Origin of the sequence: Sphingomonas bisphenolicum, from assembly GCF_024349785.1 — a bacterium.
GTDB classification, from domain to species: domain Bacteria; phylum Pseudomonadota; class Alphaproteobacteria; order Sphingomonadales; family Sphingomonadaceae; genus Sphingobium; species Sphingobium bisphenolicum.
In genome coordinates this window covers 1,174,350-1,196,824 of sequence record NZ_AP018817.1, presented here as the reverse complement: position 1 = coordinate 1,196,824, position 22,475 = coordinate 1,174,350, and the positions used below count along the sequence as shown (strand labels likewise).

Here is a 22,475-nt window from a genome sequence, read left to right as displayed (position 1 = left end):
CGCAGCAAAAATGCGGCGAAACGATCTTGATATGATGTATCATCCTGGATACAGGATCACATAGACCAGAACCAAAGGGTTGATCCTCATGTCCCGCTTTTTGATGCTGCGCGCAGGCTGCGCCGTTACCGCGCTGTGCCTTGCCATGCCCGCTCTTGCCCAGACCACGCCGATTCCGGACGCAGGTGATGCCGGGGACCAGGGGGCCTATCATGACGCGCAGGCCAATATCGTCGTCACCGCGATCATCCCGCGCAAGCAGGGCGACATTTTGTCGGGCACGTCGGTCATCACCGGACAGAAGCTGACGCGGGAACTGCGCTCCACCATCGGCGAGACGCTGGCGCGCCAGCCGGGCGTGTCCGCCACCTCCTTCGGCCCCAATGCGTCGCGCCCCGTGCTGCGCGGCTTTCAGGGGGAGCGGGTGCGCATCCTGACCGACGGAATCGGCAGCTTCGACGTTTCCAACACCTCGGTCGACCATGCCGTGGCGATCAACCCGCTGACCGCCGACCGGATCGAAGTGCTGCGCGGCCCGGCGGCGCTGCTCTACGGATCGTCCGCGATCGGCGGCGTGGTCAATGTGATCGACAGCCGCATCCCGCGCCGCGTGCCCGACGAGCCGGTCCATATCGACGCGATCGGCACCTATGGCAGCGCGTCGAACGAGCGCACCGGATCGGGCGAAATCGAAGTCCCTCTAAGCGACAAGTTCGTCGTCCATTTCGACGGCAGCTATACCAAGACCGGCAATCTCGACACGGGCAGCTATATCCTGACCCCGGCGCTGCGCGCGCAGGCCGCGGCGAGCGGCGATCCGGAGATCGAAGGGCTGTCGACCCTGCGCGGCAAGCTGCCCAACAGCGCGGCCGAGACATGGGAGGTTGCGGGCGGCGCGGCGCTGATCACCGATGGCGGCAATCTGGGCTTTTCGGTCGCGCATACCGACAATTTCTATGGCGTGCCGGTGCGTTACGCCACGGAAGCCGGCGGCGAGGCGGAGCAGGTGCGGCTGCACATGAAGCAGGACCGCGTCGATATGCGCGCCGAACTGCCGGTCAATGGCAGCCTGCTGGAATCGATCCGCTTCCGCGCGGGGTTCGCCGATTACCAGCACCAGGAAATCGAGGATACGGGCGCGGTCGGCACGACCTTCTACAACCAGTCGATGGAATCGCGGCTGGAACTGGTGCAGGCCAAGCGCGGCGGATGGGACGGCGCAGTCGGCGCGCAGTATTTCACCCGCAAATTCTATGTCGTGGGGGAAGAGAAATTCCTGCCGCGCAACCAGACCGACCAGATCGGCGTCTTCACGCTCCAGTCGATCGACCTGGGCACGACGCGGGTCGAGGTCGGCGGACGCTTCGAACATACCGATGTCAGCGCCGATGCCGACGCGACGCTGTTCAACCCCTCCTACGACCGCAGCTTCGACACGGTGTCCGGTTCGATCGGGGCGAGCCATGAACTCGCCCCGGGCTGGCGGCTGGGCCTGAACCTGTCGCGTACCGAGCGCGCGCCGTCGGCCGAAGAGCTGTTCGCCCGCGGCAATCATGCCGGCACGCAGGCGTTCGAGGTCGGCAATCCGAATTTCGGCAAGGAGAAGAGCTGGGGCGTCGAAGGCACGCTGCGCGGCCAGGGGGAGGGCTATACGATATCGCTGTCGGCCTATCACAACTGGTTCAGCGGCTATATCTATGACGCGCTTGTCGACGACAGCGCCTGCATGGCGGTGAACGGCGGCGCGGAACTCGATTTCCCCTGCTATCAATATAATCAGGCCGACGCCCGCTATATGGGCTTTGAGGCGGAAACCACGGTCAAGCTGGCGCAGGTCGGCGGCTATGCCATCAATTTCGACGGCGTGGCCGACTATGTCCGCGCGACGATCAAGGGCAATGGCCCGGCACCGCGCATTCCCCCGCTGCGGCTGCTGGGCGGGCTGGAAGCGCAGGGCGACCGGCTGAGCCTGCGCGGCGAGGTGGAGCATAGTTTCGCCCAGAACCGTACCGCTGTTCGCGAGACCGACACGGACGGTTTCACCCTGGTCAATGCGTCGCTGTCGTGGAAGCCGCTCAAGGGCAATGACCGCACGACGCTGACGCTGTCGGCGAACAATATCTTCGATGTCGAAGCACGCCGCGCGGCGAGCTTCCTCAAAGATTATGCGCCGCTGCCCGGCCGCGACATCCGCCTGACGGCGCGCCTGTCGATCTGATGCTATGCATCGGCCCCTGCACATGTCGCGCAGGGGCCGATTGCGAAAAATGACATTTACGTTACAAGGCGCGGATGGAACGCGTCGGGGGCAAGAGGATAGAACAGGGCATGACCCCAGGAAGGGTCGGCTGATGCGCCAGATTGCCGCCCTGCCCTACAGCACCGCCGCCGACGGATCGATGCAGATCCTGCTCATCACGTCGCGCGAGACGCGACGCTGGGTGATTCCCAAGGGCAACCGGATCAAGGGGCTCGCCGGGCACCGCGCCGCCGAACTGGAAGCCTATGAGGAAGCGGGCATTCACGGCATCGCCTGCCCCGCGCCGCTGGGCCGCTACAGCTATGACAAGCGCAAGCGCAAGGGCGGGTCGCGCGAGGCCACGGTCGAGGTTTTTCCGCTTGCGGTCACCGGCCACCTGACGCAATGGCCCGAACAGGGCCAAAGGGAGCTGCGTTGGTTCCCCGTCGCCGAAGCCGCAAAAGCGGTCGACGAACCCGACCTGCAATCGATCATCGCGGCCTTCCGCGAACCGCCCGCCGATCCGGGCTGGTTCCTGCGGCTGCTGCTGGCGATCCGCGACAGACAGAATGAAAGGACTGGAATGCTCCGCTGGTTTCACGCGCTGATGCCCAAGCAGGGGCGGTTCTTCGAACAATTCGAGGATCATGCCGCGACCCTGGTATTCGGCGCCGACGCGCTGGCCAAGCTGTTGAAGGGCGGCCCCGACATGGCGGCGCATATCAAGGAGATTTCGGACCGCGAGCATGAGGCGGACGACATCATCCGCGACGTGCTGCAGGACGTCCGCCGCATCTTCGTGACGCCGTTCGACCGCAGCGCGATCACCGGCCTGATCGGCGTGATGGACGACGCGATCGACCAGATGAACCAGACCGCCAAGGCGATCGCGCTGTACGAGGTCAAGACCTTCGCCCCGCAAATGCAGGATATGAGCGCGCTGATCGTCGAATGTGCCCGCATTACCGCCGAGGCGATGCCGCTGCTGCGTTCGCTCAACCTGAATTCCACGCGGTTGCATGATTTGACCGAGCGGCTGGTGAAGCTGGAGGGCCATGCCGACATATTGCACGAAGCCGGGCTGAAGGCGCTGTTCCAGCAGGCGCAGGCCGGCAACACGATGGACTTCATCGTCGGCAACGAGATTTACAGCCATCTGGAAAAGGTCACCGACCGGTTCGAGGATGTCGCGAACGAGATTTCCGGCCTGGTCATAGACCACGCCTGATTACGCAACAGTTTCATGGACCCCATCGCCCTCCCCCTGCTGATCGCGCTGATCGGTGTCGCCCTGCTGTTCGATTTCCTGAACGGCCTGCACGACGCCGCCAACTCGATCGCGACCATCGTGTCGACCCGCGTATTGAAGCCGCAATATGCGGTCGCCTGGGCCGCCTTCTTCAACTTTATCGCCTTCCTCTTCTTCGGCCTGCATGTCGCCGAAACGGTGGGCAAGGGCATTGTCGACGCCAGCATCATAGATCCGCAGGTGATCTTCGGCGCGCTGATGGGGGCCATCGCCTGGAACCTCATCACCTGGGGGCTGGGTATACCGTCTTCCTCCAGCCATGCGCTGATCGGCGGACTGCTGGGCGCGGGGACCGCCAAGGCGGGACTGGGCGCGGTGGTGTGGAGCGGGGTGTTCAAGACCAGCGCGGCGATCGTGATATCGCCCGCAGTCGGGCTGTTCCTGGCGCTGATGCTGGTCCTGCTCATCAGCTGGATCTTCCGCAGGTTCACGCCGCAGGGCGCGGACAGCGTGTTCCGCAAGCTCCAGCTTGTCTCCGCTTCGCTCTATTCTCTGGGCCATGGCGGCAATGACGCGCAGAAGACGATGGGGATCATCGCGGTCCTGCTCTATTCGCAGGGGATGCTGACCGGCGGTTTCCATGTCCCGCTGTGGGTGGTGCTGAGCTGCCAGGCGGCGATGGGCCTGGGCACTTTGCTGGGCGGATGGAAGATCGTCCACACCATGGGATCGAAGATCACGCGCCTGACCCCGGCCCAGGGTTTCTGCGCGGAAACCGGCGGCGCGATCACTTTGTTCATGGCGACCCATCTGGGCATTCCAGTGTCCACCACCCACACCATCACCGGCGCGATCGTCGGCGTGGGCGCGTCGCGGCGGCTGTCGGCGGTCCGGTGGAACGTGGCGTCGAGCATCATCGTCGCCTGGGTCGTCACCCTGCCGGCCAGCGCCGCGATCGGGGCACTGTTCTACTGGATGACGCGGTTCTTCTGACACAGCCTGTTCCCGCGCAGGCGGGAACAGATTATTGTTCAATGGGCAGGCGAAAGGGCGCGGGAATGATCCCGCGCCCTTTGTCGTTCAGTCAATGCGGCTGGTTACGCGACCCGGCCGAGACGGTGGTAGAGATTGGCATATTTGACCGATTCCGGCTGGTCCTGAACCTCACGCAGATAATGGGCGATGGCGGTGCGGATCAGGCCGAAATCTTCAGGTGAGAACACGGCGCGCGAACGGGTCGGCTCGCGGGTCTGTGCGATCGTATCGGTGGTCATATATGTGTCCTTCGCGGCTGCGCCCGTCGGGGCTGATGGACACCGAGTTAGACAGGTTAATCGCATTTTATAAGGCCGATGAGTGGCCCGAAGTCACAATCCTATTTGGTCATAATGTCATTCTATGACATTATGACCTTATGGCAGAACTGACCGACCGCAAACTCTATCTTGGCCCCAAGTTGCGCGTGCTGCGCCGCGAACTGGGACTGAACCAGACGCAAATGGCGGAGGAACTGGGCGTGTCGCCCAGCTATCTCAACCATCTGGAGCGCAACCAGCGGCCATTGACCGCGCAGATGCTGCTGCGGCTGGCCAATACCTATGACATCGATATTCGCGATTTCACGGCGCAGGCGCAGGAGGGTGGCCCCGGCGAACTGAGTGAAATCCTGTCCGACGCGCTGGTGCGCGACATTGGCATCGCCCGTGACGAGGTGCTGGAGGTCGCGGAAAATTATCCCGGCGTCAGCGAGGCGATCGCCCGTTTCTACCGTGCGCTGAGCGACCTGCGGCGAATGCCGGGCGAGGCACTGGCGCGGGGCGACGGTGGCCCTGTCCCGCTGGTCGCGCCGGTCGACTGGCTGCGCGAGATGATCGCGCGGGCTGGCAATCATTTTGCCGAGATCGACGCGGGGGCGGAGGCGATCGCCGCCACCCTGCCCGACGACCCCCTATTGTTGCAGGCGGAGTTGCGCACGCGGCTGAAGGACCGGCACGGCATGGCGTGCCAGGTGGTGCGCGGCGACGTGCTGGCGGACAGGCTGCGCCATTATGACATGCACCGGCGACGGGTGATGCTGAGCGAACGACTACGCCCGTCGGGCCGCCTGTTCGCCATCGCCTATCATCTGTGCGCGCAGGAACTGGCCGACGCGATCACCGCCCAGATCGCCCGCGCCGCGCCGCCCGACGAGGACAGCCGCCGCCTGGCCAGCATGGCGCTGACCAACTATGCCGCCGCGGCGCTCATCATGCCCTATGACCGTTTCCGGCAGGCGGCCGAGCAGAGTCGGCACGACCTGCCCCTGTTGCGCGACCGGTTCGGGGTGTCGACCGAGCAGCTCGCCCACCGCCTGACCAGCCTCAACCGCACCGGCGCGCGGGGCATCCCCTTCTTCATGGCGAAGGTCGACCGGGCCGGGATCGTGTCCAAGCGGTTCGATGGCGAGGCCTGGCCCTTCGCCCGCTACGGCGGCACCTGCCCGCGCTGGGACGCGCATGGCGCACAGGAGGCGGATCGGGTCGCACCGCAGTTGATCGAGACGCTGGACGGCAAGCGCTTCCTGACGCTGGCGATCGGCCTGTCGCCGGGGGCGGCGCGCGGCCGGTCGGTCATCGCGCTGGGGTGCGAGGCCAAACATGCGGGCCGGATCGCCCATGCCGACGGAATCGACGTGGACCGGGGCGAAGCGACCGGGATCGGCCCGACCTGTCCTTTGTGCGAACGCCGCGCCTGCCCCGACCGCGCGCTACCGCCGGTCACGCGCGCGCTCGACCTGCACAGCTATGAGCGCACCGTGGCGCCCTTCCCGTTCAGGCGGGTGTAGCCCTGTCGGCGGGCGAGACGGGCCAGCCTTTCTTGAGGTGGCGGGACAGGAAGTCGAGGCAGGAGCGGACCTTGGCCATCTCGCCCTGCCCCGGCACATAGAGCGCGACGATCGAGGCGGCGGGCAGCGCGACATGGGGCAGCAATTGCTGCAATCGGCCCCCATCCAGATCATCCGCCACTTCCCAGAGCGACTTGATGACGATGCCTGCGCCGTCCAGCGCCCAGGCGCGCGCCATGTCGCCATCATTGGTGCTGAGGGTCACCCGTGGCCCATGGCCGCTGCCGACGACGGAGCGCCATAGCTCCTGCTGCGCCTCGCCCACCACGATATTGTCATGGACCAACAGGTCGCCGATGGCGCCAGGGCGCCCGCGCCGGTTGAGATAGGCGGGCGCGGCGCACAGCAGCCGCGGATTGTCGGTCAGCCGCTTCATGGTAAGGGCGGAATCGGGCGGCGGATCGAAACAGATGGCGATGTCATGACCGGTTTCGACGATGTTGGTCGCCTGCGCGGCGGTTTCCAGATGGATCGCGACGTCGGGGTGCAAGGCCGCATAATGGCGAAACAGCGGTGCGAGACGCATCCGCGCCGCGCCGATCGTCGTCACCACCCGCAGCAGCCCGGTCGCCTCCGTCGCGCGGCGCATGACGTCGGTTTCCACATCGTCGATCGCACTTAGCGCCCGCCCCGCCCGGTCGTAGAGCAGCGAGCCTTCCTCCGTCAGCGACAGGTGGCGGCTGTTGCGGCGGATCAGCATCACCCCCAGCCGCGCCTCCAGTTGCGACAGGCGGCGACTGGTCGCCGCGAGCGAGAGGCCCAGGCGACGCGCCGCTTCGGACAGCGTGCCGGATTCGGCGATCTTCACGAAGGATTCGATTTCGGCAAAACGATCGGGCATCGCATCAAGCTAGGGAAGCGATGCTGCAACGCAATAGATCGCCTATTGCAGAACCGTATGCTTTCATTGCTCCGTCTCTGGAAACCCGCTTTTTTGTAAGGCTTTCTTGCTGGATTTCAGGCCGTGCAACATTGGCTTGCGCCTGACGCAGACGGTTGACCGCAGCTTTTGCAGCGCATCATTTTACGGGCGTTTCCCGCAATTCGTCACGGAGTATCCGCCCATGTCGATGCTGAGCCCGCGCTACCCGAAGGCCGATCCGCCAATGGCCTGGAACGATATCGAAGCGCTGCCCATCTATGCCGCCATGCTGCTGGGGTTGATCTGCCTTGGCTTCGCGCTGACCGATACCACGCCGTCCATCCATGCCGCGACGCTGAAGGCGGTCGGCATCGTCGGTAGCCTGGCGCTGCGCCATGCCTGGCTGAAACTGGACGATGAGGGCGGCGACGCCCTTTAGAGACAGGTCATGATCGTTGGACGCTCCCCCCGCATCCGCCAGAGTTTCGAGAAAGCATGGAGCGCGCTGATCGCGCTGTTCTTCTGGGACCTGGCGGTCACCATCTTCTATTATATCTCGCCCTTCCGCGCGCCTGCTCTGCCGCTGACCATATTCGGCACGGCGCTGGCGCTGGTGCTGGGGTTCCGCGTCAACAGCGCCTATCAGCGCTGGTGGGAAGGCCGCATCCTGTGGGGCGCGATGGTCAATGTGTCGCGCAGCTTCGCACGCGCGATCCTCGCCTATCTGCCCGATACGCCCGAGGCGCGGGGGATGGCGACGATGCTGGTGAAGCGCCATGTCGCCTATGTCCATGCGCTGCGCCGCCAGTTGCGGCGGGAAGATCCCGCACCCGACATGCGGCGGGTGCTGGGGGACGACCCCGTGCCCGAACTGGATCGCCGCAACCCGGCCAACGGCATGCTGGACGGGTCGGACCGACAGGTTATGGACGCGGTGCGGCGCGGCTGGATCGACACCATCCAGCAAAGCCGGATCGAAGCCCTGCTGGTCGACATGTCCAACGCGCAGGGCGGAATGGAGCGGATCAAGAACACGCCGCTGCCCGCGCAATATCGCGCCTTCCCCAAATATTTCACCCGCCTCTTCTGCATCCTGTTGCCCGTGGGGCTGGTCGAGACGCTGGGGATGGCGACGCCGATCGGGTCGGCGGCGGCGGGCTTCATGTTCCTGGCCGTGCTGCAGATCGGCGACGACCTGGTCGATCCGTTCGGCAACGATGTCCATGACCTGCCGCTGACCAGCATCACCACCACGATCGAGGCGGATCTCAATCAGGCGATCGGCCTGCCCGCTCCGCCGCCGCTAGAGCCGGTCGATGGCGTACTGTGGTGACGCGCGCGATTATTGCGGCGCCAGGGCGTCCATGATCTGGCGGACGGGAGCGATGTCGTAGCCCGCCGCCGCGGCCTGCGCCGCCAGCACGTCGCCATTGTCGCCGGCGCGGGCGCGGGTCAGCGCCCAGAGGAGCGTGCTGCGGGTGCCGGAGCGGCAATAAGCGAGCAGCTTGCCGTCTCCCGCCTGTTCCAGCGCCTGCGCCATGCCGTCGAGTTGCCAGGGGGCAAAGCCGCCATGGGCGACCGGCACGGCGAGATAGGCGATGCCCGCAGCCTTGGCCGCCGCCTCGATCTCAGCGCCGTTGACCTGGCCCGGCTCCTCGTCGTCGGGGCGGTTGTTGATGATGAGGGTGACGCCCTGCGCCTTGGCTTCGCCGACCTGATCGACGCTGATCTGCGGGGATACGAGAATGCGGTCGGTCAGCTTGCGGAACATGATATGCGTCTCCTTTGGGTGAGCCATGCGCGCTCAGCTTGTCGCTTTCAAGAAATTTGGTTCAGAGATAGGGCCGGATCGCGCTGAGGAAGGCATCGCCCCAGGCGTCGAGCTTCTTCTGGCCGATGCCGCTGATGTGACTCATTGCGCGGATGCTGGATGGGCGCTGCTCGGCCATTTCGCGCAGGGTCGAATCGTGGAAGATAACATAGGGCGGCACGCCCGCCTCCTGCGCCAGTTCGCGGCGGCAGGCGCGCAAGGCGTCGAACAGCGGATCGCCGACCGGGTTGGCCTCCGCCCCATTGCGGGCGTTGCGGCCGCGCCGTTCGCGCTTGGGCGGCACGAGGATGCGCACCTCTTCTTCCCCGCGCAGGATGGGGCGGGCGTTGGGGCCGAGCATCAGGCCGCCATGTTCGGTTGTCTCCAGCGCGTCGCGCACCAGCAAGGCGCGCGACACTGGACGCAGCAACGCGACGTCTTCGCCTGACACGATGCCATGGACGGAAATCTTGTCATGGCCGCGTTCGCGCACCTTGTCGTTGGGGGCGCCGGTCAGCACCGCTTCGATATGGCCCGCGCCGAAGCTCTGGCCGGTGCGATAGACGGCGGAGAGATATTTGCGGGCGACTTGCGTCGCGTCCACGCTGGCCGGGGGTGAGAGGCAATTGTCGCAATTGCCGCAGGTGGCGGGCGGATTTTCGCCGAAGTGGCGGAGCAGGATCGCGCGACGGCAGGTGGCGGTTTCTACCAGTGCGCCGAGTGCGGCGATGCGGGTGCGTTCCCCCTGCTGGCGACTCTGCTCCAGTTCGGCAATGCGCATCCGGGCGCGGGCGAAATCCTCCGCGCCCCAGAAAAGATGCGCGACCGCCGGTTCGCCGTCGCGGCCGGCGCGGCCCGATTCCTGATAATAGCCCTCGATCGATTTGGGCAGGCCGGCATGGGCGACGAAGCGCACGTCGGGCTTGTCGATGCCCATGCCGAAGGCGACGGTGGCGACCATCACCATATCCTCGCTGGCGATGAAGGCCGCCTGGTTGCGGGCGCGCACCGCCGGGTCCAGCCCGGCATGATAAGCGCGCACGGCGCGGCCGCCCTTCCCCAGCGTTTCGGCGAGTTTCTCGGTCGCGGCGCGGGTCTGGGCATAGACGATGCCGGGACCGGGATTGGCGGCGACGAGATCGGCCAACTGGCGCGTCAGGCCGTCGCGCGGGTGGACGACGTAGCGGATATTGGGCCGGTCGAAGCCGGAGATGATGAGCCCGTCGCGCGGAATGCCGAGCTGGACGAGAATGTCCTCGCGCGTGTGGGCGTCCGCCGTGGCGGTCAGCGCGAGGCGCGGGACGTCAGGAAATTCGTCCAGCAACGGGCGGAGCAGGCGATAGTCTGGGCGGAAATCATGGCCCCATTCGGAGACGCAATGGGCTTCGTCGATCGCGAAGAGCGCGACCTTCGCGGCGCGGAGCAGGTTGCGGAACGGTTCCTGGCTGGCGCGTTCGGGGGCGACATAGAGCAGGTCGAGATCGCCGTTGCGCAGCCGATCCTGCGTTTCGCGCCAGTCGGCGTCCACGCTGGTCAGGCTGGCGGCGCGCAGGCCCACGGCGTTGGCGGCGCGCAACTGGTCGTGCATCAGCGCGATCAGCGGCGAGACGACGACGCAGCAGCCATCGAGCGCGGCGGACGGAAGCTGGTAGCAGAGCGACTTGCCCGCGCCCGTCGGCATGATGGCGAGCGTCGGCTGGCCCGCCATGACGCGGCCCACTACCGCTTCTTGCACCCCGCGAAAGGCGGTGAAACCGAATATGTCGTGGAGAAGCGTGGGAATGTCGGGCCGCATGGGGGAGCCTTAGCGGCTGGGGGGTGGTGGGGCTAGGGGTTTGGGCGGCGAATATGGGTGGGGAGCGGAATGGCAGCTTCTGCGGCTCTTGCTGGATAGCGCGACATCAAGCCTCGCCATTGCAAAATGGGCCTTCTCGTTTTTGAGACTTCGGGTAGAGCGTCACGGTCAAAACACCACAGCCACCATCATTTATAGATGGCAAATTGCGATAGTCATCTACCCAACGACGTTGGCCGGCAGGCAGATTATAAAACTCATTTTGACGATCTCGTTCATCTGGGATAATGAATATCCCCACGATTTTACCATCAGGCTCCGCCGAATAATACCGGGCATACTCATGCCACGGACGAGCTTCCGCAGGCATGACAAGCATACGTTCTATATTGTTCATCGCCCCCTTCTGATGTTCATCTGCGGGGGAAGAACACCCAACAAACAATAGGGGAAGGAAAAGATGAGGAAGGCACCGCATGATGCCAGCGTGTCATCTCACATCAACGTCTGCAAGCAGGCAAACGAAGCATCCTGACCATAAGCAATAACTGGTCGCTGCCAGACCAGCCGCATTCGACGCCCCTCACCCCGCCGGATCGAGCAGACACCCCCAGCCGGGCCTGAACCGCGCGGTGCGGCTGGCAAGCAGCGGCACACTGGCTTCCACCGCGCGCTGGTCGGGCAAGTCCTCCAGGCGCACCAGGCCCATGCCCGGTTCCTTGTCCGCCTCGCAACTGCCCATGGCGCGGCCTTCGACATAGCGGCAGGAACAGCCGATCCGCGCGCCATAGGCCGCGCCCAGGCGCGCCCGCGCGCTGAGCGTCGTCCATTGCCAAGCGACGAGCGCGAGCAGCGCCAGAAGGAGCAAGCCGCCCGATACCCACCATTTGCGTCGAACCACCATGGCCCTTTTCGATTCCCTTCTGTAAGGGCGGCGGCTTATGCAGATCGATAGCCGAATCGTAAAGCGTCTTGGACTGGCGCTGGGTGCCGCGGGCGTCGTAGTGGCGGGGACGCTGGTCGTCCGTGCGGCCCCAGCGCCCCCACCCGTCTATGCCGTGGCCAGCGACGCCGTGGTGGGTGCCGGAGCGCTGCGCGCCGCGATCGACCCCTTGTTCGAGGATGAGGCGATGGGCGAGACGCGCGCGCTGCTGGTAATGCGCGACGGCCAGGTGATCGCCGAGCGCTACGCCCCCGGCTTTGGCCCCGACACCAAATTATTGTCCTGGTCGATCGCCAAGAGCGTGACCGCGGTGCTGGTGGGGCTGATGGTGTCGGACGGGCGGCTGGCGCTCGATTCACCGGTGCCGGTCGCGGCTTGGAGCCAGCCGGGCGATCCGCGCGGGAAGATCACGCTGCGCCAGTTGCTCCAGATGCGGTCGGGGCTCGACCATGTCGAGGATGGCGAGCCGATCACCAGCGGCGACACGGTCCGTATGTTGTTTACGGACGGCGCGCGGGACATGCGCGCCTATGCCGAATCCAAGCCGCTGGCCCATGCGCCGGGCGCGGTCTTTTCCTATTCGACCGGCAGCAGCGTCATTCTGTCGGACCTGATGACGCGGATGCTGACCAGCAGCGCCGACCCTGCCGTACGACGACAGGCGATGGCGACCTTCATCGACGGGCGGCTGAAGGCCCCGGGCAAGCTGCCCAGCCTGACCCCCGAATATGATGCGGCGGGCACGATGATCGGCGGCAGCATCCTGCACATGACCGCGCGGGACTATGGACGGTTCGGCGAATTGCTGCGCAACGACGGACGGTCGCCCAACGGGCATCAGATATTGCCGGAAAAATGGGTGGACTTCATGCGTATGCCCTCGCCGCGCAACCCCGCCTATGGCGCGCATCTGTGGCTCAATCGGGAAAGCGACGAAAGCGCGCTGATGCCGGGGCGCGCGCCCGACAGCCTGTTCGGCTGCGTCGGCCATAATGGCCAATATATCCTCATCTCCCCGTCGCAGCGGCTGACGGTGGTGCGGATCGGCATGTCGCCAGAGAAGGAGCAACGCGCCGCCGTGCGCGGGGCGCTGGCCAGGTTGATGGGGCTGTTTCCGGGGTAGTCCCCCGTTCGGCTTAGAGAAAGAACCGGCCCTCGATAATCGTGCGGCATTGGCCGGCCAGGATAACGCGGTCCCCGGCCAGGGTGCAGCCGAGACGGCCGCCGCGTGCCGATGCCTGATAGGCGCTGAGGTGCGCCTTGCCCAGCCGCGCCACCCAGAAAGGCACGAGCAGGCTATGGGCCGATCCGGTGACGGGGTCTTCGTCGACCCCGCCGCCCGGCACGAAGACGCGGCTGACGATGTCGCTGTCGTCCCCCGGCGCGGTCGCGATCAGCATGACGTCGCCATGACGCCTGAGCGCCGCGAAATCGGGGGTCAACGCGCCTATCGCGGTCGCATCGGGGAAGAGAAAGAGGCTGTAGCCGCCGTCGCGCCAATGCGATTCGACAGGCGCACCGCCTAACCCCGCCGCCAGATCCGGCAGCGCCCGGGGCGCCATGTCCCAAGCGGGCAAGGACAGCGCATAGCCGTCACCGTCGCGCGTGACGGTCAGGATGCCGGCATGGCGGGTGCGGAAGCGGATCATCGCGTCGGCCATCAGCACATGGCCGCTGGCCAGCGTCGCATGGCCGCACAGCTTCACTTCCACCGTGGGGGTGAACCAGCGCAGCGCGTAATCCGCATCGGGATCATCCGGCGTCGGGACGGTGAAGGCGGTTTCGGAGAGATTATTCTCTGCCGCGATCGCCTGAAGCGTGGCGTCGTCGAGCCAGGCGTCGAGCGGCATCACCGCGGCCGGGTTGCCGGTGAAGGGCGCGTCGGCGAAGGCGTCGACCTGGGTGAAGTGCAGGCTGGTCATACGGTAATCCTCGTGCATTTGCGCGGTGATGGCGCGACCGCAGCCGCGGGAACAGGGCCAGTTCAGCCCAGAAGGACCAGTGCGCTGCACACCGCCAGCCCGACGACGATGTTGATCGGCACGCCGATCCGCACGAAATCGGCGAAGCGATAGTCACCCGCCGCATAGACCAGCGCATTGGTCTGATAGCCGATCGGCGTGGCGAAACAGGCCGACGCGCCGATCATCAGCGCGATCACCAGCGGACGCGGGTCCACGCCCAACTGATGCGCCAACGCAATCGTGATGGGCGTCAGCAGCGCCGCGACCGCATTGTTGCTGAGCAGTTCAGAGAGGATCAGCGACGCGAAATAGACGATGAAGACAAGCGTCCAGACCGGCGCGACCTGCATCAACGGGGTGATCCAGCCGACCATCAGCGCGACGCTGCCCGCCTGTTCCAGCGCGAGACCCACGGCCAGCATGGCGAAGATGAGGATCAACGTGTCGCCGTCGATCGCGCCCCAGGCTTCTTCCGGGTCGATGCAGCGGGTGACCAGGATCAAGCCCACGGCGATCACGGCGGCCAGGCCGATGCCGACCACGTCGAAGGCGGACAGCAGCACCGCGCCCGCCATCGCAGCGATGGCGATCCAAGCCTTGCGCGGGCGAAAGGCGCGGGTGCGGCTGATATCGACGCCGATCAGGTGCGGATTGTCCCTGAGCGCACGCATCGCATCGTCGCCGCCGGCCACCAGCAGCCGGTCCGCGCCGCGAACGCGGGTTTCGGCGAGATCGGGGCCGGGCAGGTGGCGTGCGCGATGGATGCCGATGATCCGCACGCGCAGGGCATGGAGGAAGGGAATGTCCATCAACCGCTCGCCGATCGACGGGTGGCTGGGCGCGATCATCGCCTCGACCACGGTGCCATCCTGCGCGCTGGTGCGCGAATCGGCGGCGACGCCCAGTTCGAATCGGCCCGATTCGCGCAATGTCATGATCGCAGCGCCATCCGCCCGCACGATCAGATGGTCGCCGGAACGCAATTCCTCCGCGTCCAGTTCCTGTCGCCTGATGTCGCCGCCACGCTTGAGGCCGAGCAATTGCACCGATCGCCCGAACAGGCCCAGCGCCCCGATTTCGCGCCCGATATCGTCGCTGTCCTGCGGTACGACGAGTTCGGTCAGATAATCCTGCACCGCGCCGCCATCCTCGCCCGCGATCGACGGGGGATCGCTGGGCAGCAGAAAGGACAGGCAGAGCAGCGCCACGATGCCCGCCGCCGCGCCAGCCGCGCCATAAAGGCTGATGTCGAAAATCCCGAACCGGTCCATCCCCTGTTCGGCCGCGATCCCCGCCACGACCAGATTGGTGGAGGTGCCGACCAAGGTCAGGCAACCACCCAGAACCGCGATCACGTTCATCGGGATCAGCAGCTTCTTGACCGGATAACCGGTCGCCTGCGCCAGTTTGAACATGATCGGGATCAGCAGCACGACGACCGGGGTGTTGTTGAGGAAGGCCGACAGCAGCAATGCGCCCAGCGCCACTTCGGCCAGCGCGATGCGCGGATGCCGTTCCGCGCGGGTCATGATGAGATCGGCGACACGACCGATGACGCCGGTGCGGACCAGCGCGCCCGACAGGACGAACATCGCCCCGACCGTCAGCGGCGCGCTGTTGGAAAAGACGGAGAACATCGCCTTTTCATTCAGCATCCCGAAGATGCCGTAGGCGCAGGCGCCGACCACGGCGATGACGGTCGGCGAATAGCGTTCGCGCACGAAGGCGACGAACATGCAGGCAAGGATGAGCAGGCCGATTTCCGCGCGGTAGACGCCCAGCAGCGCGGTGATGAAATGCATATGGCCCCCCTGCGGATCGCGTGGTCGCGTGTCCTTTCAGGGGTGAAACGAAATGGGCCAGCCATGGTTGCATGGCTGGCCCGTGTCGCGGCTTTAAGGGGACGTTTTGACCGTCAATCCGCATTTTTAATCTCAGCGTTTTTCGAGAAAAACGCTTTGACGCGTAATGACGCTCCCCATGCTTACGCTCTGCCGCTCGCCCTCCCGCGGGCGATGACCGTCATCCTATCGTAATAGAAGCGAGTCGTCTCGCGTCGATTCGACGTTGGGCGCGGGATTGGCGCGGTTCGGCGCGTCAGTCGTCGTCCCGATCGCCACATTGCGCGCGGTGGAGCAGCTTCTGGTCGGCCAGCACCAGCGCCATCATCGCTTCGACCACCGGCACGCCGCGGATGCCGACGCAGGGATCGTGACGCCCCCTGGTGACGATGTCCGATGCTTCACCTTCGCGCGTCACGGTTTCGACCGGGATCAGGATCGAGCTGGTCGGCTTGAAAGCGATGCGGACCTTGACCGGCTGGCCCGTCGAAATGCCCCCGGCAATGCCGCCGGCATGGTTGGCGAGGAAGATGGGACCGTCATTGCCCCCATCCGCAGCAGGCCGCATGGGATCGGCATTCTGCTCGCCGCGCAGCCGGGCGGCGGCGAAACCGTCGCCGATCTCGACACCCTTGACCGCATTGATGCTCATCATCGCGCTGGCCAGTTCGCTGTCGAGCTTGGCGTAGAGCGGCGCGCCCCACCCCGCCGGGACGCCCGACGCGACGCATTCAACCACCGCGCCGAGCGACGATCCGTCCAGACGCGCGCTATCGACCAGCGCTTCCCAGCGGACGGCGGCCTCCGCATCCGGGCAGAAGAAGGGATTCTGGCCGATCTGGGCGGCATCGAAATTATCGTAGTCGATCGCGTCGCCGCCGATTTCACTGACATAGGCGAAGATATCGACTTCGGGAATGACCGCGCGGGCGACCGCGCCCGCTGCGACCCGGCTGGCCGTCTCGCGCGCCGAGGAGCGTCCGCCGCCACGATAGTCGCGGAAGCCATATTTGGCGTCATAGGCATAGTCGGCATGGCCGGGGCGGTACGCCTTGGCGACGTCGGAATAATCCTTCGACCGCTGGTCGGTATTTTCGATCATCAGGCTGATGGGCGTGCCGGTGGTGCGCCCTTCGAACACGCCGGACAGGATGCGGACCTCATCGGCTTCGCGCCGCTGGGTGGTGAATTTGGACGTGCCCGGCTTGCGCAGGTCGAGCCAGGGCTGGATGTCGGTTTCGCTTAAAGGGAGGCCGGGAGGGCAGCCGTCGACGACTACACCGATGGCAGGACCATGGCTCTCGCCCCAAGTGGTGAAGCGGAAGACGCGACCGAAACTGTTGAAACTCATATTTTCCTCTCCCCTTGGGGGAGAGGAAGGGGCCCGCTCGGCGCAGGCGAGTGGGAAGGTGAGGGGGCAAGGCGCGCCGTCATCGATATTGTCTCCAAAACCCCTTCGATATTACGCATCACATCCGCATTGGCGAAACGGATGATCCGAAACCCTTCGCGTTGCAATATCAGGGATCGCTTCTCATCGGCTGCTTCCCTAGCGGCGTGGTCGTCGCCGTCAACTTCGATAACCAGCCGGAGATCGGCGGCGTAGAAATCCACAATGAAGCCCGCCAGCCAGACCTGTCGGCGAAACTTGACGCCGCCCAACTGCCGGTCGCGCAGTTTCGACCAAAGTCGCTTTTCTGGTTCGGTCGGATCACGACGCATGGCGCGCGCCCTGTTCAGGGAGTCAGCATTTTCAGGATCAGGTCGTCGCATGGCCCCCTCACCCTCCCATCGCTTCGCGACGGGCCCCTCCCTCTCCCCCGAGGGGAGAGGGCTTTTTTAGGTATCACTTATCCAGCGCGATGTCCGGTGCGTCTTCGGCCTTCATGCCGATGACATTGTAGCCCGCATCGACATGGTGGATTTCGCCGGTCACGCCCGACGCCAGATCCGACAGCAGATAGAGGCCCGCGCCGCCGACATCCTCGATCGTGACATTGCGGCGCAGCGGCGAGTTCAGTTCGTTCCACTTCAAGATGTAGCGGAAATCGCCGATGCCGCTGGCCGCCAGCGTCTTGATCGGGCCGGCGGAGATGGCGTTAACGCGGATATTTTCCGGGCCGAGGTCCATCGCCAGATATTTGACGCTGGTTTCCAGCGCCGCCTTCGCCACGCCCATGACGTTATAATGGGGGATGACCTTTTCCGCGCCATAATAGGACAGGGTCAGGATGCTGCCGCCGTTCGGCATCAGTGCGCGGGCGCGCTTCGTGACTGCCACAAAACTGTAGGCAGAGACGTTCATGGTCAGCAGGAAATTATCCAGGCTGGTGTCGACATAGAGGCCGCGCAGTTCGTTCTTGTCGGAAAAGCCGATCGCGTGGACCACGAAATCGATCGTGCCCCAGCGCGCTTCCAGCTCGGCGAACGCCGCATCCAGCTTGTCCATGTCGGTGACGTCGCAGTCGATCAGGAAATCCGAGCCGACCTGCTCCGCCAAAGGCCGCACGCGCTTGGCCAGCGCGTCGCCCTGATAGGAAAAGGCCAGTTCCGCGCCCTGCGCGTGCAATTGCTGGGCAATGCCCCAGGCGAGCGACTTGTCGTTCGCCAGCCCCATGATGAGCCCGCGCTTTCCTGCCATCAAGCCGTTCATATCGTCGTTCCGTTCCCTTGGTCCTTCGCCGCCGCGTCCAGTTCCTCTTCGGGAAATTCCGCCAGCGCCGCATTCAATTCCGCGCCAATTACCACGCCAAGCCCGACGAGAAAGAAAAAAATGAGGGTGATCATGACACCCGCCAGACTGCCATAGGTCCGGCCATAGCCGCCGAGCAGCGACAGGGTGGGCGGCAAGAGCAGCACGGTGCCGTACCACCAGAGCGATGTCGCGACCGCACCGGGCCATTTGGGAAAGCGGCGCGGCTTATAGGCGGTGGGGGTCAGGGCCGCGAACAGCGACCATAAGGCGAGGCAGGTTATCGCCATCGGCACCAGCCTGGCCGAAGCGACCAGACCGATCGCTTCGTCCGCCCAGGGCAGTATCTGATGGAGAAACTGGTCGAGGCCGGTGATCGCGACCTGCAAAGAAAAAGCGAACATCAGCGCGAAGACGCTGACCAGGGTGATGCCGATCGCGCCCAGCCGATAGCGCCAGAAGGGCTTGGTGCTTTTGGTGCCATAAGCGCGGCGCAGGATGTCGCGGATCGTCTCGATCAGGCTGCCCACCGTCCACAGCCCGACCAGGCCGCCCAGCCACAGCAGCGGGCCGCTGCGCGCGGTCAGCACGTCGCTGATCGGTTGGCGCACCACATCGGCGACGCCGCGCGGCACGGTGTAAAGGAAGGCGTTGACTGCCTGCACCCCGTCCTGCGTGCGACCGAAGATGCTCGCCACCGCCGCCGCGACGATGAAGAAGGGAAAGAGCGTCATCAGCGACAGATAGGCCAGATTGCCGGCATGGATGAAGCCGTCGCTATAGGTGCCGACCGCGACCCGCTTCACCACCTCGAACAATTGGGAACCGGGCCGCACCCGGTCCATCTGCCGATGGAAATGCGCCCGCGCCTCCTGCGCCACCTGGCGGCGGGATTCGGGCGACAGGGGCGATGGCATCGGCATGGGCGGGTTAACGCATCACACGCCCAGATGGGCGCGCACCGGCCGTTCGTCCTGCCAGCTTTCGACCAGCGCCTTGATCGCCGGGTCGTCGGACGGCACGTCGATCTGGATCGTCACCAACTGGTCGCCGCGCTGGCCGTCCTTGCCGGTAAAGCCCTTGCCGCGCAGGCGCAGCGTCTTGCCGGAGGATGCGCCTGCGGTCACGCCCAGCATGACCGGTCCGTCGACGGTCGGCACCTTGACCTTGCCGCCCTTCACCGCTTCATCCAGGGTGATGGGCAGGTCGAGCAGCACATTGTCGCCGTCGCGGGTGAAGAAGGGGTGCGACTTGACCTCGATCGTGACGATCGCGTCGCCCGCACCGCCCGGCCCGGCCTGCCCCTTGCCCGACAGGCGCATCTGGGTGCCGCTTTCGACCCCGGCGGGCAGCTTCAGGTCGATGGTCTTGCCGTCCTGCAAGGTGATCCGCTGCGGCGCGAGGGTCGCCGCGTCGGTGAACTGGACCGCCAGGCGATAGGCGACGTTCGCGCCCTTCTGCGGGGGCGCCTGCCGGCCGAATCCGCCACCAAAGCCGCCGCCCCCGCCCGCGCGGCGACCGGCGCCGCCGAACAGCCCTTCGAAGATATCGCCGAAGTCCGCCCCGCCCTGATCGAAGCCGCCACCCGGCTGGCCGCGAAAACCGCCGCCGCCCCCGCCGCCCCCGCCGCCATAGCCGAAGGGCGCGGCCGGATTGCCGTCGCCGTCAATCTCCCCCCGGTCGAAACGGGCGCGCTTGTCCTTGTCGGACAGCAGATCATAGGCGTTGGTGACGGCGGAGAATTTGTCCGCCGCCTGTGGGTTATCCTTGTTCTTGTCGGGGTGAAGCTCCTTGGCGAGCTTGCGATAGGCGGATTTGATCTCCGCATCGGTCGCGCTGCGCGTCACACCCAGAAGGGAATAGGGATCGGCCATCATTCTACCTGTTGCACAAAAGCATCACTTGCCGACTATGTGGACGATGCCGCGCCGACATTCAAGCCGTGCGTGGCTTTGATGCCGTCGGATACCCCTGCCGGGGTATGTGCGCGAAAAATCGCGCTGCTAGCGGCAGGCAGTCCGCCCCGGGGTGGCGGACCTATCTTTTGGGGGTTGTAAAACATGCATAAATTCGGATGGAGCGCGGTTGGCGCGATGGCCGCGCTATGGGCGATGGCGCCCGTCGCACAGGCGCAGGTCGGGCCGCCGCCGCCTTCGCCGCAACAGCTGGACGGCATTCAGAGCCTGTTCCGTATCGGCGTGACGCTGGGCGTGGGCGGCGGGGTGTCGATCACCGACAGCTATGGCCTGGACATCGCCAATGACGGGCAGGATTTCATGAATCCGCAGCGGCTGCGCGAACGCTATGGCGCGCGCTATAACGACCTGCTGCCGGTCAGCGGCCTGATCGATTTCCGGGGGCTGCCCATCTATGGCTATTATGACGTGAACAGTTCGGTGTTCCGTATCTCGATCCCGGCGCTCGACGTCGCGGGCGAAGTCTATCAGAATCGCTTCAACGGCACGTCGCGACAGGCCTCCTACGACCTGTTCGACAGCTATCTCAACGATATCGATAATGCAGAGGCCGAACGGCTGGTCCGCCTGCTGCTCAAGTCGCTGGCGCGCTATTCGCCGGTCGATCCGCTCGCGGGCAATCCGGGATCGGTGCAGAGCGGCCTCATTCGGTCGAGCCTCGACCTGACGTCGGGCGATTCGGCGATCGAACAGGATGCGGCCAGCGGCGGCACCAACACGGCGGGCGATCCCTGGATCATGGGCGCCAATTATAGCGGCGGATCGTCGAACGGCGGTCGTTACGACTTCATGCGGATCGACGGGCGCGTCGCCCGCAGCTTTCGCCTGACCGAAGGCGGCCGCGCGCTGCTGAAATTCGACCTGCCGGTCAGCTATTCCGAAGTGAACGGCGCGCGCGCCGCCACCGCCCAGTTCGGCGTCGGCGTCGAATTTCCGGTCATCGCCCGCCGCTGGTCGCTGGAGCCGCGCGTCGGTTATGGCATCACGGCGTCGGACCAGCTCGGATCGGTCGGCAACATGCTGTCCACCACCATCGCCAGCCGTTACGTGTTCGACGGCCTGGGTCGCGGCCGGCTCGTGATCGGCAACATGGTGGGCTATACCACCACGCTGAGCACCGGCATCACCGGCTATAACGTCAATCCGGGCTTGAAGAACTGGGCGTTCCGCAACGGCATCGCCTATGACCTGCCGCTCAAGTTCCGGGGGCTGGGGCGCAACACGTCGGCGCGGGTCAGCTATGCCATGACCAATTATGCGGGCGACAAGCTCTATTACAACACATTCCATGAAGTGACGCTGTCGCTGGGCCTGCGCGGTCGCGAGGAAAGCGCGCGCAACACCCGCGACCTCGTCCGCTTCAACATGAACCTGATCAAGGCGGGCAGCTATACCAGCTGGTCGGCGGGCCTGGGCTTTCGCTTCTGATCCACCCACGCGATCCGGGGCGGCCATGCGCCGCCCCGGATCCTGCTTCCCCTTATCGACAGCGGCGTATCGACAGGGCCGGGGCCGCCGCTTAAGGATCGGGCATGACCGATCCCTTCGCCCTGTTCGACGAGTGGTACGCCCAAGCGCGCGATACCGAAATCAACGATAGCAACGCCATGGCGCTGGCCACCGCCGATGCGCGCGGGCGGCCGGCCGTCCGCATGGTCCTGCTCAAGGGCCATGGGCCGGACGGCTTCGTCTTCTACACCAATTTCGAGGGGCGCAAGGCGGGCGAGTTGCTGGAAAACCCGCATGCCGCCTTGCTCTTTCACTGGAAATCGCTGCGCCGCCAGATCCGCGTCGAGGGCGCGGTCGGCCCGGTCGACGACGCGACCGCCGACGCCTATTTCGCGACCCGCAGCCGCGACAGCCAGCTCGGCGCCTGGGCGTCCGACCAATCCCGCCCCCTGCCCGACCGGCAGACCTTCATGGACCGTTTCGATACGGTCAGCGCCCGCTTCGCAGAAGGTCCGGTGCCACGCCCGCCGCACTGGTCGGGCTTCCGCCTCACCCCCGAACGGATCGAGTTCTGGCAGGATCGCGAACATCGGCTGCACGAGCGCCGCCTGTTCGAACGGGCCGGCGTCGGCGCGCAAGGGGATTGGCGCGAAGGACTGCTTTACCCCTGAGCGCACACATCCAGGGGCGTGGAAAGGCGGCGCTGCTTCGTCTTCCCTGATGCGCGGGGACGCGCCGCGATTGCGGGTGGCCCATGCGCCTGTTAGGTGT

The 22,475-nt window shown here is 65.5% G+C and carries 22 protein-coding genes; 9 read left to right on the top strand and 13 right to left on the bottom strand.

Annotation, left to right across the window (positions count from 1 at the left end; all coding sequences use genetic code 11):
* The first annotated feature begins 88 nt into the window (after window positions 1-88).
* The 3 genes from SBA_RS05980 (at window position 89) to SBA_RS05970 (ending at window position 4,481) form a co-directional block, all read left to right on the top strand.
* Entirely contained in the window at window positions 89-2,218 is a 2,130-nt protein-coding gene (locus SBA_RS05980) for a TonB-dependent receptor (protein ID WP_261936225.1), read from the top strand.
* 133 nt (window positions 2,219-2,351) lie between these two features.
* Window positions 2,352-3,467, top strand: coding sequence for a DUF47 family protein (locus tag SBA_RS05975; protein ID WP_066606105.1), 1,116 nt, complete (start codon window positions 2,352-2,354; stop codon window positions 3,465-3,467).
* Between the two features lie 15 nt (window positions 3,468-3,482).
* The gene (locus tag SBA_RS05970; protein ID WP_224550489.1) at window positions 3,483-4,481 is read left to right on the top strand and encodes an inorganic phosphate transporter; all 999 of its coding nucleotides are present in this window, start codon (window positions 3,483-3,485) and stop codon (window positions 4,479-4,481) included.
* Between the two features lie 104 nt (window positions 4,482-4,585).
* Here the strand turns inward: SBA_RS05970 and SBA_RS05965 are convergent, their stop codons facing one another.
* On the bottom strand, window positions 4,586-4,762 hold the full coding sequence (locus SBA_RS05965) for a hypothetical protein (RefSeq protein ID WP_261936224.1): 177 nt from the start codon (window positions 4,760-4,762) through the stop codon (window positions 4,586-4,588).
* Between the two features lie 140 nt (window positions 4,763-4,902).
* On the opposite strand from SBA_RS05965, the gene SBA_RS05960 reads away from it, so the two are divergent.
* Entirely contained in the window at window positions 4,903-6,312 is a 1,410-nt protein-coding gene (locus SBA_RS05960; protein WP_261936223.1) for a helix-turn-helix domain-containing protein, read from the top strand.
* On the opposite strand, the gene SBA_RS05955 is transcribed toward SBA_RS05960, so the two are convergent.
* Entirely contained in the window at window positions 6,299-7,213 is a 915-nt protein-coding gene (locus SBA_RS05955) for a LysR family transcriptional regulator (RefSeq protein ID WP_261936222.1), read from the bottom strand. The two genes, SBA_RS05960 and SBA_RS05955, sit on opposite strands and share 14 nt — an antisense overlap.
* A gap of 223 nt (window positions 7,214-7,436) precedes the next feature.
* Between SBA_RS05955 and SBA_RS05950 the strand changes: the two genes are divergently transcribed.
* Window positions 7,437-7,673, top strand: coding sequence for a hypothetical protein (locus SBA_RS05950; RefSeq protein ID WP_224550485.1), 237 nt, complete (start codon window positions 7,437-7,439; stop codon window positions 7,671-7,673).
* Between the two features lie 9 nt (window positions 7,674-7,682).
* Complete coding sequence (locus SBA_RS05945; protein WP_261936221.1) at window positions 7,683-8,567, top strand: bestrophin family protein; 885 nt, start codon at window positions 7,683-7,685, stop codon at window positions 8,565-8,567.
* A gap of 9 nt (window positions 8,568-8,576) precedes the next feature.
* On the opposite strand, the gene SBA_RS05940 is transcribed toward SBA_RS05945, so the two are convergent.
* The 4 genes from SBA_RS05940 to SBA_RS05925 form a co-directional block, all read right to left on the bottom strand.
* Complete coding sequence (locus SBA_RS05940) at window positions 8,577-9,005, bottom strand: TIGR01244 family sulfur transferase (RefSeq protein WP_129926037.1); 429 nt, start codon at window positions 9,003-9,005, stop codon at window positions 8,577-8,579.
* 61 nt (window positions 9,006-9,066) lie between these two features.
* Entirely contained in the window at window positions 9,067-10,839 is a 1,773-nt protein-coding gene (gene recQ, locus SBA_RS05935; RefSeq protein WP_261936220.1) for a DNA helicase RecQ, read from the bottom strand.
* A 106-nt stretch (window positions 10,840-10,945) separates the two neighbouring features.
* Window positions 10,946-11,236, bottom strand: a complete 291-nt coding sequence (locus SBA_RS05930) for a hypothetical protein (RefSeq protein ID WP_261936219.1) — start codon at window positions 11,234-11,236, stop codon at window positions 10,946-10,948.
* A 186-nt stretch (window positions 11,237-11,422) separates the two neighbouring features.
* Window positions 11,423-11,743: a hypothetical protein gene (locus tag SBA_RS05925; RefSeq protein ID WP_261936218.1), complete on the bottom strand. Its 321-nt coding sequence runs from the start codon at window positions 11,741-11,743 to the stop codon at window positions 11,423-11,425.
* A 37-nt stretch (window positions 11,744-11,780) separates the two neighbouring features.
* On the opposite strand from SBA_RS05925, the gene SBA_RS05920 reads away from it, so the two are divergent.
* Entirely contained in the window at window positions 11,781-12,905 is a 1,125-nt protein-coding gene (locus SBA_RS05920; RefSeq protein WP_261936217.1) for a serine hydrolase domain-containing protein, read from the top strand.
* A 13-nt stretch (window positions 12,906-12,918) separates the two neighbouring features.
* On the opposite strand, the gene SBA_RS05915 is transcribed toward SBA_RS05920, so the two are convergent.
* The 7 genes from SBA_RS05915 to SBA_RS05885 form a co-directional block, all read right to left on the bottom strand.
* Entirely contained in the window at window positions 12,919-13,704 is a 786-nt protein-coding gene (locus tag SBA_RS05915) for a PhzF family phenazine biosynthesis protein (protein WP_261936216.1), read from the bottom strand.
* A gap of 62 nt (window positions 13,705-13,766) precedes the next feature.
* The gene (locus SBA_RS05910; protein WP_224550478.1) at window positions 13,767-15,548 is read right to left on the bottom strand and encodes an SLC13 family permease; all 1,782 of its coding nucleotides are present in this window, start codon (window positions 15,546-15,548) and stop codon (window positions 13,767-13,769) included.
* A 295-nt stretch (window positions 15,549-15,843) separates the two neighbouring features.
* Window positions 15,844-16,938, bottom strand: coding sequence for a chorismate synthase (gene aroC, locus SBA_RS05905; protein ID WP_261936215.1), 1,095 nt, complete (start codon window positions 16,936-16,938; stop codon window positions 15,844-15,846).
* A complete protein-coding gene (locus tag SBA_RS05900; protein ID WP_261936214.1) occupies window positions 16,935-17,360 on the bottom strand; it encodes an endonuclease domain-containing protein in 426 nt (141 codons plus the stop codon). Before SBA_RS05900 ends, aroC begins: the two co-directional genes overlap by 4 nt.
* A gap of 73 nt (window positions 17,361-17,433) precedes the next feature.
* Window positions 17,434-18,240, bottom strand: a complete 807-nt coding sequence (gene fabI, locus SBA_RS05895; protein ID WP_224550475.1) for an enoyl-ACP reductase FabI — start codon at window positions 18,238-18,240, stop codon at window positions 17,434-17,436.
* Window positions 18,237-19,202, bottom strand: a complete 966-nt coding sequence (locus SBA_RS05890; protein WP_224550474.1) for a YihY/virulence factor BrkB family protein — start codon at window positions 19,200-19,202, stop codon at window positions 18,237-18,239. The genes fabI and SBA_RS05890 overlap by 4 nt, the downstream gene beginning before the upstream one ends.
* Window positions 19,203-19,217: 15 nt before the next feature.
* The gene (locus SBA_RS05885) at window positions 19,218-20,153 is read right to left on the bottom strand and encodes a DnaJ C-terminal domain-containing protein (protein WP_261936688.1); all 936 of its coding nucleotides are present in this window, start codon (window positions 20,151-20,153) and stop codon (window positions 19,218-19,220) included.
* Window positions 20,154-20,339: 186 nt separating this feature from the next.
* On the opposite strand from SBA_RS05885, the gene SBA_RS05880 reads away from it, so the two are divergent.
* Both SBA_RS05880 and pdxH read left to right on the top strand, forming a co-directional pair.
* Window positions 20,340-21,683 carry a hypothetical protein gene (locus SBA_RS05880; protein ID WP_261936213.1) on the top strand — a complete coding sequence of 448 codons (1,344 nt, stop codon included), beginning with the start codon at window positions 20,340-20,342 and terminating at the stop codon, window positions 21,681-21,683.
* Between the two features lie 104 nt (window positions 21,684-21,787).
* Window positions 21,788-22,375, top strand: a complete 588-nt coding sequence (pdxH, locus tag SBA_RS05875) for a pyridoxamine 5'-phosphate oxidase (protein WP_261936212.1) — start codon at window positions 21,788-21,790, stop codon at window positions 22,373-22,375.
* Window positions 22,376-22,475 lie beyond the last annotated feature (100 nt).

What these genes read in the sequence shown, in the direction of transcription:
- SBA_RS05910 (WP_224550478.1), bottom strand. Translation starts at nt 15,548, where the DNA reads ATGCATTTCATCACCGCGCTGCTGGGCGTCTACCGCGCGGAAATCGGC.
- SBA_RS05970 (WP_224550489.1), top strand. Translation starts at nt 3,483, where the DNA reads ATGGACCCCATCGCCCTCCCCCTGCTGATCGCGCTGATCGGTGTCGCC.
- SBA_RS05880 (WP_261936213.1), top strand. Translation starts at nt 20,340, where the DNA reads ATGCATAAATTCGGATGGAGCGCGGTTGGCGCGATGGCCGCGCTATGG.
- SBA_RS05885 (WP_261936688.1), bottom strand. Translation starts at nt 20,153, where the DNA reads ATGGCCGATCCCTATTCCCTTCTGGGTGTGACGCGCAGCGCGACCGAT.
- SBA_RS05940 (WP_129926037.1), bottom strand. Translation starts at nt 9,005, where the DNA reads ATGTTCCGCAAGCTGACCGACCGCATTCTCGTATCCCCGCAGATCAGC.
- recQ (WP_261936220.1), bottom strand. Translation starts at nt 10,839, where the DNA reads ATGCGGCCCGACATTCCCACGCTTCTCCACGACATATTCGGTTTCACC.
- aroC (WP_261936215.1), bottom strand. Translation starts at nt 16,938, where the DNA reads ATGAGTTTCAACAGTTTCGGTCGCGTCTTCCGCTTCACCACTTGGGGC.
- SBA_RS05920 (WP_261936217.1), top strand. Translation starts at nt 11,781, where the DNA reads ATGCAGATCGATAGCCGAATCGTAAAGCGTCTTGGACTGGCGCTGGGT.
- SBA_RS05975 (WP_066606105.1), top strand. Translation starts at nt 2,352, where the DNA reads ATGCGCCAGATTGCCGCCCTGCCCTACAGCACCGCCGCCGACGGATCG.
- SBA_RS05960 (WP_261936223.1), top strand. Translation starts at nt 4,903, where the DNA reads ATGGCAGAACTGACCGACCGCAAACTCTATCTTGGCCCCAAGTTGCGC.
- SBA_RS05980 (WP_261936225.1), top strand. Translation starts at nt 89, where the DNA reads ATGTCCCGCTTTTTGATGCTGCGCGCAGGCTGCGCCGTTACCGCGCTG.
- pdxH (WP_261936212.1), top strand. Translation starts at nt 21,788, where the DNA reads ATGACCGATCCCTTCGCCCTGTTCGACGAGTGGTACGCCCAAGCGCGC.
- SBA_RS05915 (WP_261936216.1), bottom strand. Translation starts at nt 13,704, where the DNA reads ATGACCAGCCTGCACTTCACCCAGGTCGACGCCTTCGCCGACGCGCCC.
- SBA_RS05890 (WP_224550474.1), bottom strand. Translation starts at nt 19,202, where the DNA reads ATGCCGATGCCATCGCCCCTGTCGCCCGAATCCCGCCGCCAGGTGGCG.
- SBA_RS05900 (WP_261936214.1), bottom strand. Translation starts at nt 17,360, where the DNA reads ATGCGACGACCTGATCCTGAAAATGCTGACTCCCTGAACAGGGCGCGC.
- SBA_RS05950 (WP_224550485.1), top strand. Translation starts at nt 7,437, where the DNA reads ATGTCGATGCTGAGCCCGCGCTACCCGAAGGCCGATCCGCCAATGGCC.
- fabI (WP_224550475.1), bottom strand. Translation starts at nt 18,240, where the DNA reads ATGAACGGCTTGATGGCAGGAAAGCGCGGGCTCATCATGGGGCTGGCG.
- SBA_RS05955 (WP_261936222.1), bottom strand. Translation starts at nt 7,213, where the DNA reads ATGCCCGATCGTTTTGCCGAAATCGAATCCTTCGTGAAGATCGCCGAA.
- SBA_RS05965 (WP_261936224.1), bottom strand. Translation starts at nt 4,762, where the DNA reads ATGACCACCGATACGATCGCACAGACCCGCGAGCCGACCCGTTCGCGC.
- SBA_RS05945 (WP_261936221.1), top strand. Translation starts at nt 7,683, where the DNA reads ATGATCGTTGGACGCTCCCCCCGCATCCGCCAGAGTTTCGAGAAAGCA.
- SBA_RS05930 (WP_261936219.1), bottom strand. Translation starts at nt 11,236, where the DNA reads ATGAACAATATAGAACGTATGCTTGTCATGCCTGCGGAAGCTCGTCCG.
- SBA_RS05925 (WP_261936218.1), bottom strand. Translation starts at nt 11,743, where the DNA reads ATGGTGGTTCGACGCAAATGGTGGGTATCGGGCGGCTTGCTCCTTCTG.